Source organism: Ciceribacter sp. RN22 (assembly GCF_024054295.1).
Classification (GTDB): Bacteria; Pseudomonadota; Alphaproteobacteria; order Rhizobiales; family Rhizobiaceae; genus Allorhizobium; species Allorhizobium lividum.
On record NZ_JAMXLD010000001.1, the window covers coordinates 2,993,314 to 3,005,226 of the forward strand.

Annotated in this window: 12 protein-coding genes; 10 read left to right on the top strand and 2 right to left on the bottom strand. The window is 61.5% G+C overall.

Features of this window, described 5'->3' with window-relative positions; translation table 11 throughout:
* The first annotated feature begins 4 nt into the window (after window positions 1-4).
* The 8 genes from NHF53_RS14645 (at window position 5) to NHF53_RS14680 (ending at window position 9,498) form a co-directional block, all read left to right on the top strand.
* Entirely contained in the window at window positions 5-1,507 is a 1,503-nt protein-coding gene (locus NHF53_RS14645; protein WP_114364033.1) for a tripartite tricarboxylate transporter permease, read from the top strand.
* A gap of 62 nt (window positions 1,508-1,569) precedes the next feature.
* Window positions 1,570-2,847: an aspartate aminotransferase family protein gene (locus tag NHF53_RS14650; RefSeq protein ID WP_252834786.1), complete on the top strand. Its 1,278-nt coding sequence runs from the start codon at window positions 1,570-1,572 to the stop codon at window positions 2,845-2,847.
* Window positions 2,844-3,776, top strand: a complete 933-nt coding sequence (locus NHF53_RS14655) for a phosphotransferase enzyme family protein (RefSeq protein ID WP_252834787.1) — start codon at window positions 2,844-2,846, stop codon at window positions 3,774-3,776. Before NHF53_RS14650 ends, NHF53_RS14655 begins: the two co-directional genes overlap by 4 nt.
* 23 nt (window positions 3,777-3,799) lie before the next feature.
* Window positions 3,800-5,044 (top strand): Tm-1-like ATP-binding domain-containing protein, encoded by a 1,245-nt coding sequence (locus NHF53_RS14660; protein ID WP_252834788.1) that lies wholly within the window; start codon window positions 3,800-3,802, stop codon window positions 5,042-5,044.
* Window positions 5,041-5,832: an SDR family NAD(P)-dependent oxidoreductase gene (locus NHF53_RS14665; protein ID WP_252834789.1), complete on the top strand. Its 792-nt coding sequence runs from the start codon at window positions 5,041-5,043 to the stop codon at window positions 5,830-5,832. Before NHF53_RS14660 ends, NHF53_RS14665 begins: the two co-directional genes overlap by 4 nt.
* Before the next feature lie 242 nt (window positions 5,833-6,074).
* On the top strand, window positions 6,075-6,938 hold the full coding sequence (hpaD, locus tag NHF53_RS14670; protein ID WP_252834790.1) for a 3,4-dihydroxyphenylacetate 2,3-dioxygenase: 864 nt from the start codon (window positions 6,075-6,077) through the stop codon (window positions 6,936-6,938).
* Between the two features lie 49 nt (window positions 6,939-6,987).
* Entirely contained in the window at window positions 6,988-7,947 is a 960-nt protein-coding gene (locus NHF53_RS14675) for a helix-turn-helix domain-containing protein (protein ID WP_252834791.1), read from the top strand.
* 99 nt (window positions 7,948-8,046) lie between these two features.
* Entirely contained in the window at window positions 8,047-9,498 is a 1,452-nt protein-coding gene (locus NHF53_RS14680; protein ID WP_252834792.1) for a 4-hydroxyphenylacetate 3-hydroxylase N-terminal domain-containing protein, read from the top strand.
* Between the two features lie 43 nt (window positions 9,499-9,541).
* On the opposite strand, the gene NHF53_RS14685 is transcribed toward NHF53_RS14680, so the two are convergent.
* Entirely contained in the window at window positions 9,542-9,751 is a 210-nt protein-coding gene (locus NHF53_RS14685) for a LysR substrate-binding domain-containing protein (protein ID WP_252834793.1), read from the bottom strand.
* A gap of 71 nt (window positions 9,752-9,822) precedes the next feature.
* On the opposite strand from NHF53_RS14685, the gene NHF53_RS14690 reads away from it, so the two are divergent.
* Together NHF53_RS14690 and NHF53_RS14695 are read left to right on the top strand one after the other, a co-directional pair.
* Window positions 9,823-10,527, top strand: a complete 705-nt coding sequence (locus tag NHF53_RS14690; RefSeq protein ID WP_374591123.1) for an IS6 family transposase — start codon at window positions 9,823-9,825, stop codon at window positions 10,525-10,527.
* Entirely contained in the window at window positions 10,497-11,021 is a 525-nt protein-coding gene (locus NHF53_RS14695) for an HlyD family efflux transporter periplasmic adaptor subunit (RefSeq protein WP_252834794.1), read from the top strand. The genes NHF53_RS14690 and NHF53_RS14695 overlap by 31 nt, the downstream gene beginning before the upstream one ends.
* A 235-nt stretch (window positions 11,022-11,256) precedes the next feature.
* On the opposite strand, the gene NHF53_RS14700 is transcribed toward NHF53_RS14695, so the two are convergent.
* A complete protein-coding gene (locus tag NHF53_RS14700; protein ID WP_252834795.1) occupies window positions 11,257-11,526 on the bottom strand; it encodes a DUF1778 domain-containing protein in 270 nt (89 codons plus the stop codon).
* Between the last annotated feature and the right edge of the window lie 387 nt (window positions 11,527-11,913).

An 11,913-nucleotide genomic window follows, 5' to 3' on the forward strand; every position in this document is an offset into this window, starting at 1 on the left:
CCCCATGGACAGCATCCTTGCCGGTATCGAACACATCACGACCTACCAGGTTCTCCTGGCCCTGCTTCTCGGCGCGGTCTGCGGCATTACCGTGGGCGCCATTCCCGGGCTGGAACCTGCCGGCGCGATGGCGATCCTCTTGCCGTTCTCGCTGCAACTCGAGCCCCTGGCCGGCATCACCCTCTTGCTCGGCGCCTATGGCGGCGCTTGGTACGGAGGCGCCATTCCGGCAATCCTGATAAAGGTGCCCGGCACACCGGTCAATGTTCTGACCACCTATGACGGCTATCCGATGACCCGCCGAGGCGAGGCCCATCGGGCCTTGTCGCTGGCCTATTCCTCTTCCTTCATCGGCGGCATCTGCTCCGTCCTCGCCCTGGTATTCCTTGCGCCCTACCTGGCCAGGATCGCTGCGAATTTCGGCGCCCCGGAATATGTCGCCATCGCGATCCTGGCGATCTCCTCCGTGATCCTCGCCCATTACAACCAGATCGGCGGCGCGATCATGTCGCTGGGGATGGGCATGTTCCTCGGCACCGTAGGCATGGAAAGCGTCTTCAACACCCAGCGCTACACTTTCAACGAAAGCTGGCTCCTCGGCGGCGTGCCGCTGGTACCGGCGGTCATCGGGCTCTTCGCCATGAGCCAGGGTTTCGTGCTGCTGACCACACCAACCCGAACGGGTCCGGCCGTCAAGATCGAATACACCAACCGCTTCCGCGGTCTTCTGGAGGCCTTGCGCTATCCGAAGGTCCTGGGCCGCTCGGTGGGCCTCGGCCTCACCATGGGCCTTCTGCCCGGCGTTGGTGAATTCGGGGCGCAGTTCCTGAGCTATTCCATCACCAAGCGCCTGTCCAAGACGCCTGAACGTTTCGGCAAGGGCGCTCCGGAAGGTCTGATCGCGTCGGAAAGCTCCATCTCGGCCTGCACCTCGACCGTTCTCATCCCGCTGCTGTCACTCGGCATGCCGACCGATCCGCTGATGGCGATGGTCCTGACTGTCTTCATGATTCACAACATCGTGCCTGGACCCCGGCTGTTTGTCGATCATCCGGATTTCGTCAGCGGCCTCTACGCCTCGCTCTTTCTCGTCAACATCCTGATCCTGGTGATCCTGTTGTTCGCGACGAAATACATAACGCGCCTCGCCAACATCAATCCCCGCTTCATCGGCGCCTGCGTTATGATCCTGGCACTGATCGGCTCCTATACGCAGAACTACCGCATCAGCGATGCGCTGATCATGGTCGTCTTCGCCATCATCGGCCGGATCATGATCCGCAACGACATCCCGGCCTTCCCGATGGTGATCGGCCTGGTGCTCGGCCCGCTCTTCGAATGGCGCTTCGCGCAGTCCATGAGCCTGTCGAACGGCAATCTGCTGGTCTTTTTCGAGCGACCGATCTCCGCCACGCTGATCGGATTGGCCGTGACCGCATTGATCGTGTTCGCGATCACCAGCTTCCGCAAAAGGCGTCAGGAAAGCCCGACCGGCCCTCAGCCATGACGCCGGACGAGGAGGGTACCGCACCCTTGGCAACTGCACGAATACACAGAGAAGGTACGACCATGAATGACCTCGTTGCGCGCCGCCGCGCCCTGCTAGGCCCCAACGTCTCGACATTCTACGACGAACCCGTTCACGTGGTGCGCGGAGAAGGCGTCTGGCTATGGGATAACGACGGCCGCAAGTATCTCGACTGCTACAACAACGTTCCGCATGTCGGGCACTGCAATCCGCGTGTCGTGGAAGCGATCTGCCGGCAGGCGGCGACGCTCAATACACATACCCGCTACCTGCACGAAGGCATTCTCGACTATGTGGAGCGCCTGACCGCGACCTATGACGATCCGCTGAAGACCGCAATCCTGACCTGCACGGGCTCGGAGGCCAACGATATAGCGCTGCGCATGGCCGAGGCGGTGACCGGCAAGCGGGGCATCATTGCCACGGATGCCACCTATCATGGCAATACCACGCTCGTGAGCCATCTTTCCAAAAGCAACGTACCGGAAGTGGGCTTCGGCCTCGGCCAGTATTTCCGTCACGTCGAAGCGCCCGACAGCTATCGTATCCCCGATCCGGACGGCCAGCGCTTCGCCGAAAAGGTGCAGGAGGCGATCGACGACCTGGAAAGGAGCGGCATCGGATTTGCGGCGCTCGTTGTGTGCCCGCTCTTCCTGAACGAGGGCTTTCCCGCGCAAGCGCAGGGCTGGTTGAAACCGGCGGCCGAGGCCGTCAAGCGATCTGGCGGTCTTCTAATCTGCGACGAGGTGCAGTCCGGCTTCGGCCGCTGCGGCACGCATTTCTGGGCGCACCAGAAGCAAGGCGTCATCCCTGACGTCGTGACCATGGGCAAGCCGATGGGCAACGGCCATCCCGTCGCCGGTCTCGTCACCAGCGGCGAGATCATGGCGCGCTTTCGCAAGTCCTTCCGCTATTTCAACACTTTCGGCGGCAATCCGGTCAGTTGCGCCGCCGCCATGGCGGTGCTGGAGGAATTGCAGGAGAAGAAGCTTCAGGCGCACGCCGAAAAGATGGGCCTTCTGGCCCATCGACGCCTGACGGAACTGGCCGGCAGGTACCCGATCATTGGGGATGTCCGCCAGTCCGGCATGGTCTTCGGCGCCGAATTCGTGCTCGACCGCGAGAGCAAGGGGCCGGCCATCGCCTTTGTCGACCGCGTCGTCAACCAGATGCGGCATCGCGGCATCATCCTCTCGAAACTGGGGCGTCACAAGAACACCCTGAAGATCCGTCCACCGATGCCGTTCGCAGAGGAGCATCTCGACTTGCTGATGACGACGCTCGATGAAGCCATCGGCGAGGCGGTGGAGTCGATATGAGCGCTGCGTTAGAGGCCTCACTTGCAGTCTGGGGACTGACGGGCGCCGACTGCGAATTCGTGGCCGGCAGGGAAAACCGGGTCTACCATGTGAAATCCGCGCGAGGCGACTTCGCGCTTCGGATCAAGCGGCCCGGCTATCGCGAGATGGACGAACTCGTCGCCGAACTCAATTGGCTGGAAGCCATGGAGAAGGCAGGCCTGCACGTGCCGCGGCCACTGCCGTCACGCAATGGCCGGCTTCTCGAATGCGTCGACACCTTCTTCGTTGACGTCGTCAGCTGGCTGCCGGGCACTCCACTCGGCAAGAGCCGCCAACCGCTCGCCCTAAAGGACCGGTTGGGCGCGTTTCATGCCATCGGTTCGGAAATGGCGGGTCTGCACGCAGCATGTGACGCCTGGAAGCGTCCGCCCGGTTTCAAGCGTTGCCACTGGGACCTGGAAGGTCTCCTGGGCGACACGCCCGTATGGGGGCGTTTCTGGGAAAACCCCACACTCTCCGAGGATACCCGGGAGCTGTTTCTCCGCTTCCGGCAGGCGGCACGGGACCGGGTTGCGGAACTGTGTCCCGACCTGGATTACGGACTGATCCATGCGGATCTCGTCCGCGAAAACGTGCTGCTTGATGGAGAGACGATCAAGATCATCGATTTCGACGACGGCGGCTTCGGCTATCGGCAGTTCGACATGGCGACGGTTCTGCTGAAGAACATGACCGAACCGGACTATCCCGACCTGAAGGCTGCCCTCATTGAAGGCTATCTCAGCCGGCGAGTGCTGGACCTTACGAGCCTTGATGTTTTCATCACGATACGTGCACTGTCTTATGTTGGCTGGATCGTGCCGAGGATACACGAGACGGGTGGGACGCTGCGCAACGAGCGCTTCGTGGCCGAAGCACACAACCTTTGTACTGCCTTTTTCCAATAAGCCCGAATGTCAAAGGGGGAACCATGAAAAAGACAATTCTGGTCATTGGCACGTTCGACACGAAAGCCGCGGAACTCGCTTATCTCATCGAGCGCATCGAGGCCCAGGGCGGCGCCACACTTGCCATGGATGTCAGCATCCTCGGGGACGCCACTTTTCCGGTCGCAGTGAGCAAGCATCAGGTGGCGGAAGCCGTCGGCACGACGATACCCGACCTGATTGCCCTCGGCGAAGAGGGCGAAGCCTTCGAACGCATGAGCGCCGGGGCAGCCGTGATGACGCGGCGCCTCTTCGATGAGGGCCGCTTCGACGGCATGATCGCATTGGGCGGCACCATGGGCACGGATCTTGCGCTCGACTGCGCCCAATCTCTGCCGATCGGCGTACCGAAATATCTCGTCTCGACGGTGGCGGGCTCGCCGCTGATTGCCGCCGAGCGTATGGCGGCCGACGTGCAGTTCATCCTCTGGGCTGGTGGTCTCTATGGTCTCAACCCCTTGTGCAAGTCGTCGCTCAGCCAGGCGGCCGGCGCCGTCCTCGGTTCCGCCCGCGCGGTCGAGGCCCCGTCCTTCGACCGACCCGTCATCGGCATGACCTCGCTCGGATCGTCATGCCTGAAATACATGAAGAGGCTGCATCCGGAACTGATGAAGCGGGGCTATGACGTGGCCGTCTTCCACACGACCGGTATGGGTGGCATGGCTTTCGAGCGGCTCGCGGCCGAGGGCGTCTTTGCCTGTGTGATGGACTTCTCCCTGCAGGAATTCGTCAACGTTCAGCACGGTTCCCTCGTCAGTGCCGGCACCGACCGGCTGTCGGGCGCCGGACGCAGCCGGACACCGCAACTGGTGGCGCCCGGTGCGGCGGACATTCTGGATCTCGCCGGCTGGCAGGATATTCCCGACCGGTTCCAGGATCGCCCCTTCCATCAGCATAATCGGCTGATCAAGAACGTGGCGTTCAATGTCGAGGAGCGCCGCCACCTCGCCCGCGCCATGGCGGAACGCCTCGCCCAAGCAGGTGGCGCCACCCACTTCATTCTTCCGAAAGGCGGCATCGAGGAATGGGACCGTCCCGGAGAAGCGGCGCATGATCCGGAGGGTCTGGCGGCATTCACCGCCGAAATCGAAGCGGCGATGCGTGGACGGGTGGAAATGACGGCACTGGATTGTCACATCAACGATGCCGAGTTCTGCGATGCCGTGCTGGCGAAATTCGACGCATGGGTCGCCGAAGGCATCGTACCGGCGGGGAGTATCGCCCGATGAACGGCCGGTATGCTGGCAAGGTGGCTCTGATTTCGGGTGGCGGGACCGGCATCGGGGCGGCAACGGCGCGACGCTTGGCACAAGAGGGTGCAAAGGTCGTCATCATGGGCAGGCGCCAGGGGCAGTTGGAAACCGTCGCCGAACCGATCGGGGCGGCCATTTTCGTCGGCGATGCGGCAGATCCGGTTCAGGCTCAGTCGGCAGTTGCGCAAGCCGTCGAAGAATTCGGCGGCCTCGACGTGGTGGTGGCAAATGCCGGCGGCCATGGTTTTGCGACAATCGCCGAGACCACCGACCGCGATTGGACGGATGCCTGCCGGGCGAACCTCGACACGGCATTCGTCTTGCTGCGCGCGGCAATGCCGGAACTGGTGCGCCGCAAGGGCGCGATTGCCGTGACCGCCTCCATCGCCAGTCTCGCGGCACCCGCCAGCGCATTCGGCTACACGGTGACCAAACATGCCCAGATCGGGCTCGTTCGCTCCATCGCCCGTGACTTCGGCCGGCAAGGCGTCCGCTGCAACGCGGTCTGCCCCGGCTGGGTTACCACCGAGATGGCCGACGCGGAGATGGATGAGCTGCGGGCGAGGATGAACCTTGCCAGCCGCGAGGAAGCCTATGGCATTGTCACGCGCGATGTCCCTCTCGGTCGCCCCGCCCATCCCGACGAGGTGGCGACCGTGATCGCGTTCCTCTGCTCGTCGGAGGCATCCATGATCACTGGCGCAACCCTGACCGTTGACGGCGGGTCGACGATCGTCGACGTCCCAACCCTGGCCTTCGGCTGACCTTTTCTCACGGCCGCGGGGTGTCCTTCGGCCGACGTCATCCCGACCGCAAGTCGGCATCGAACCCGCGGAACAGGGCAGTCATTCGGCCAGACTGCTGTGCGAGGATCGTAGGGATCGAGCAAGCGGCCTATTCCGCCAACAGCACATCTCGCGCCGATCCGTTCATTTGATTCAGATCAAAGTGACCTCACGGCGCGCAACATATAGATAACACGTTAACGACTTTCTGGGAGGAAATGATGGGCAAACTCGTACTGGCGGCCAAAGTCACACACGTGCCGACAATGCTGCTTTCCGAAATGGAGGGTCCGCTCAAAGGCTTGAGAAAGGCGGCGATAGACGGTCATGCCGAGATCGGTCGACGCGCGATGCTGGCTGGCGCGGACACCGCCATCGTGCTGGATACACACTGGCTGGTGAACGCCGGCTATCACATCAATGCAAACCATCACTTCAAGGGAAGGTTCACCAGCCACGAGTTCCCGCAATTCATCCGGAACCTCGACTACGAATTCGAGGGCAATCCCGCCCTGGGCGATCTGATCGCCGAAAAGGCCAATGCCAAGGGGGTCTCGACCCTTTCACACCAGATCGACAGTCTCGATCTCGAATACGGCACGATCGTTCCCATGCGTTTCATGATGCGCAACCTGGAGCGGAAGATGAAGGTCGTATCCGTGGGCGCAATGTGCACCGTGCACAGCCACGAGTCGTCGCGGCGCCTCGGGGAGGCCATCATGGAAGCCATCGAAGCGAGCGATTCAAACGTCGCCCTGATCGCGTCCGGCTCCCTCTCCCACAAGATCTGGCCCAACGAGCTCTACGCCAAGAACAACGGGACCACCACGATCTCCTCCGAGTTCAACCGGCAGGTCGATCTGCGCGTGCTCGAACTATGGCAGAACGGCGATTTTTCGACTTTCCTCAAGATGTTGCCGGATTATGCCGAGTATTGCGACGGCGAGGGCGACATGCATGACACCGTGATGCTGTTCGGAGCGCTGGGCTGGGACCGGTATCAGGGACGCGGCGAGGTCATCACGGAATACTTCCCCTCATCGGGCACCGGCCAGACAAATGTCGTCTTCAGCCTGCCGCAGTGAACTGCGTCACCCACAGAGGCAAGGCCGCCAATGGGAAAATCGCGCGACCTTGCCTGGTGACGTCGCCGGCGCGACGCTCTCCCTTCCGGATCTCACGCGTCCCAGCAGCGTGATACCGGACATCAATGTCATGGACCTGTGGGGCGAGCCCGTCTCGCAGGCGGGAGTTCAATACGAGACCATCCACCGGTTTGCCGAACTGATGGGGCGCATGCCGCCGCCCCATCGCCACGCCGACTGCCTGCAGATTCATGTCATCGAGTCGGGCATGTTCCATTTCGTTCTCGATGAAGAGCGCCATGCAGGCACGGGTCCCGCCGTCTTCTTCACTCCGCCTGCCGTGCCGCACGCATTTTCATTGTGTGGTGATGCAATCGGGCATGTGCTGACCGTCCGCCAGGACCTGCTGTGGCAGATGGCTCGACACCATGATCTACCGGTTCAACGGGAGGCGCTTCGTCCCTTCTGTGCAGATCTTTCCTGCGAAAAGGGGCAGGAGACGGTCAACGTGATCCTGAGCTGCTTCAGCCTGCTGGCGCCCGAGCTCCGCTCGGCAGCCCCCTCTCGGCAGGGGGCCGTCCGGTTGCTGGCGGCCTTCATTGTCGCCAAGGTACTCGAACTGGGAACGCAAGACGGCCAGGCGTCTGCTTCAGGCAGCGGCCAGCCGTCGCTCTATCGGCGATTTCTCGAATCCGTCGAAATGCATTATCCCGAACACTGGTCCGTCGCCCGATATGCGCAGGACCTCAACATAACGCAGTCGCGCCTTTACGAGCTGTGCCAGGACAGTGCCGGGCGATCACCGAAGGCGGTGCTGAACGATCGCATCGTCCAGGAGGCGCGGCGATATCTTTCGTTCTCCGGGATCAGCATGAAGGAACTCGCGGGCGTTCTCGGCTTCGAGGACGTGAATTACTTCTTCCGCTTCTTCAAACGGTTGACCGGTGAAACCCCGTCGACCTACCGCCACCGGATCCGTGCGGCGTCGAAGGTGGAAAATGTCCAGTAGAAGAGGAAATCCATCCATTGGCGGGGCTGCCGCTGCAGAGCAAGCTCCGGTTCTTATCGGGTTCAGAAGAACGCGCGTCCATGTGAGGAGGAGACCAGAATGGCAGCACGAACGGGAAAAGAGTTCATCGAGGGGCTGAAGGACGATCGGGAGATCTGGCTGGGCAATGAGAGGGTGAAGGACGTTACCACCCATCCGGTTCTCCGCGGCTCTGTCCTGGGGATGGCGGGCTATTTCGACTGGCAGCACCGATACGCAGAGGACTGCCTCGTTCCCGATCCGGTAACGGGCCAGCCGATGAATGCGAGCCTCATTGTACCCCGCAACGCCGACGACCTTCAGCGGCGCCACCGCGCCTTCGAGCGGTTCGCCCGGTATTCCTGCGGCATGCTCGGTCGCACTCCCGACTATGTCAACGTGACGCTGGCCGGCTTCGTCGCCCGCAAGGACATTTTCACCAGCAAGGGGGACACCACATCGTATGACCGTCTTCATGCCTTCTACCGCGAGGTAGTGGAGAAGGATCTGTCGATGACGCACACCATCATCCAGCCCGCCATCGACAAGAGCGTGGGCGAACTGATCGGCCTGAACGGTGAAATCGCGCTGAAGGCCGTCGGTCGCACCGACGAGGGCGTGATTGTGCGTGGCGCCAAGATCCTCGCGACGCTCGGTCCCTTTGCCGACGAGATCTTCGTCTATCCGGCGGGGCCTCTTCCGCCCGGCAGCGCAGCCGAACACGCCCTGATGTTCTCCATCCCCGTCAAGACGAAAGGTGTCATCCAGGTCTGCCGCGACCATTACGGCACGACGGCACCGCAGCAGGATCAGCTTTTTTCCAGCCGCTTCGACGAACAGGACACTTATGTCATCTTCGATGACGTGCTGGTTCCACACGAGCGCATGTTCATCGACTGCGATCTCGACGCCTACAACAATCTCAGGGCCGCGGGATGGGCCGCGAACGTGTTTCAGCAGACCTCGACACGCGCCGCCGTCAAGCTTGAGTTCGCCTATGATCTCTGCACGCGCATGGCCCAAATCATGAATGTCGAGAAAAAGCCGGACGTGGCCATGCGGCTTGGAGAGCTGTGGTCCTACTCCCAACTGACCCGCGCGGCCACCAGGGCCGCGATGATCGACGCCCGCGACTGGGGATCGGGTGCCTTCTTCTGCGATGACAGGCCGCTGCGTGCCGTCCGCGCGCAGATGCCGAGCTGGATGAGCCGCATGGCGGAACTGCTGAAGTCAATCGGCGCGCACAACCTGCTCGCCACCCCCTCTCTGGAAGCCTTCAAGAACCCGGCGATGCAGCCCTTGCTGGACAAGTACATGCCGTCGGCCAATGGCAAGGATGCCGAGCATCGCGCCCGCATCTTCCGTCTTGCCTGGGATTTCGTCGGCTCTGCGCTCGGTGCACGTGTCGATCTCTACGAGCATTTCTATCTCGCCAGTCAGCCGACCAACTTTATTCGTGAGCACATGCAAACGCTGGCCGAGGGTGGCTTCGGCGTGCTGGATGAATTCCTTCACGAAAACGGCGTCAACTGAGTATCTTCCGGGACGCGTTTCCTGCAACAGCGTTGCGTCCCGGCTACTGCCGGGACGTGCGGCTTTTGCGGCTTCGATTACGTTCCGCCGCAATCAACATGTCGAGGAAGATACGCACCTTGGCCGGTCGGAAACGTGCCACGGGAAAAACGGCATGGATGCCACCCTCTGGCAGGGACCATTGCGGCAAGAGATGAACGAGTTTTCCCGCTCGGACATCCGGCTCTACCAGAAAGTCCGGGAAGATCCCCACCCGAAGACAAACCGCAAGGACGGCGTTGTCACATTATTTCCGGTTTAGCGGCTTCGGTCTATTGGTCGGTGATGAGCAAGCCGGTCATCGGCTACAAGAACCATCGGTTTCCTCGACAGGTCATCGCCCGGGCCGTGTGGCTCTATTTTCGGTTTCCGCTAAGCCTGCGATTGGTCGAGGAGATGTTGCTGGAGCGCGGGATTGTCGTCTCCTATGAAACGATCCGCAGGTGGGTCCGGGAATTCGGTCCGGCTTATGCCAAGCAACTGCGCCGCAGGACGGCTTCCCGTAGGGACATCTGGCATCTGGATGAGGTGGTGATTTCCATCGCCGGCAGAAAGCACTGGCTCTGGCGCGCCGTCGATCAGGATGGGTACGTTCTCGACGAAATTGTCCAGAACCGTCGCAACGCCAAGGCCGCCAGGCGATTGCTGATCAGGCTGTTGAAGAAGCAGGGTCTCACGCCGAAGCGTATCGTCACCGACAAACTCCGCTCATATGGCGCAGCAAAGCGCGAGGTCGTGCCGGATGTCGAGCATCGATCGCACAAAGGTCTCAACAACCGGGCGGAAAATTCGCACTTGCCACTGCGAAAGCGGGAGCGAATGCTGCAGGGATTTCGATCGGTAGGAGGCCTGCAACGCTTCGTATCGATTTTCTCGGCAGTCCGGAACATCTTCGTTCCACCGCATCAGAAACGCTCCGCTCTCGCGATCCACATTCATCGCTTGCAAGCCATGGCGCATTGGAACGTCGCGACGGGCACGCTTGCCTGATCTCAAAGAGCGGTGGAATACTTCTATCATCGCTCAACAACCTGACATCTCCCAGCGCGTTTCTCGTCGACAATATGCAACGCCTTGCCGAAGCACTCCGCGAAGTCGATCAGGTGAAGCAGGATCTGGCGAAGGCCAACCGCAAGCGGATGGCGATGACGATCGGCAGTCCGGAAACCGGCATCATACAAGCATCGGCCATCACCGCCGTTGGCCAGGTCCTGGCACCGGGCACTGAGCTGATGCGGATCGTTCCCATGAACCAGAAACTTGAGATCGAGGCCTATCTGCCAAATCGGGATATCGGCTTCGTGCAGGCAGGGCAGGAGGCAGTTATCAAGGTCGAAGCATCTCCCTTCACGCGATACGGCATCCTGCATGGAAAGGTCATCCGGCAATTCCCGAGCCCGACGCCCGCCAATTGGAAGAGATGTCATCGGGCAGTCTGCAGTCGACTGTGCCGATCAGCAACGCCCAGAGGGTTCAGAACCTAGTCTACCCGGTCGTCGTCGAACCGATCCAGGCCGAAATCCTCGTGGACGGTAACCCGGTCCACCTTTCACCCGGCATGGCCGTTAGGTCGAGGTCAAGACTGGTCAGCGTCGCATTCTCGAATATCTGTTCTCGCCGTTGGCAGAGGTGGCCTCCAGTGCGATGAAAGAACGTTGAGATGATACACGCTACGGGGCAGCCGGCGGCCTGAAGCCGCGGCGTCCGCTTGGCTTGCACTCACCGCGGCGCGATCAGGTCGGCATGACGCCTCGCGGCGCGGGCAAGACGGACGTTGGGCGCGGGCGGATCAATCAGCGCCTTCGCAAAGCGCACCCGATCCTCCGTCGCTAAACGTAGCACGTCGGCTTCCTCGCCCGCCATGGCGATGAGATAGCCCGTCAGCGTCATGCCGCGCCGCTTGGCCGCGCGCTGCATCCGCTCATAGATGTGGACGGGAACGCGCGCCTCAAGGCGGCCGGTTTCGATTTCACTTGCGGGTCTGGGCACGACTGATCTCCTTGACAAGATCATATACGGCATGTTGCCGGATGTATCAAAGATCGGATGAGCCAAAGAGTTCATCGAACAGATCCCCCGAACCATCGTTCGATGACCTCGATCTCCGCCTCAGCGACGGGAACGGAGTCGGGCCAATCCTCGGCGACGGGCCATGTGCCGAGGTCGTCTTTGGGCGGCTTGCCGGGAAAGGGCCAAGGATGGCCCAGGAGCTCCTCAATCTGCTTCAACGCCGATCGCGCTCAGCGCCAAGAACCTTGCTATCCGTCGTCTCGTCTCCGATGCAGAACTGGAGAAGAGGCGAGCTTAGCGGAAGATCGAGAAACGGCTGACACCGCGCAGTTACGATTTGCTCTATCGCGATCATGTCCTCCAGGC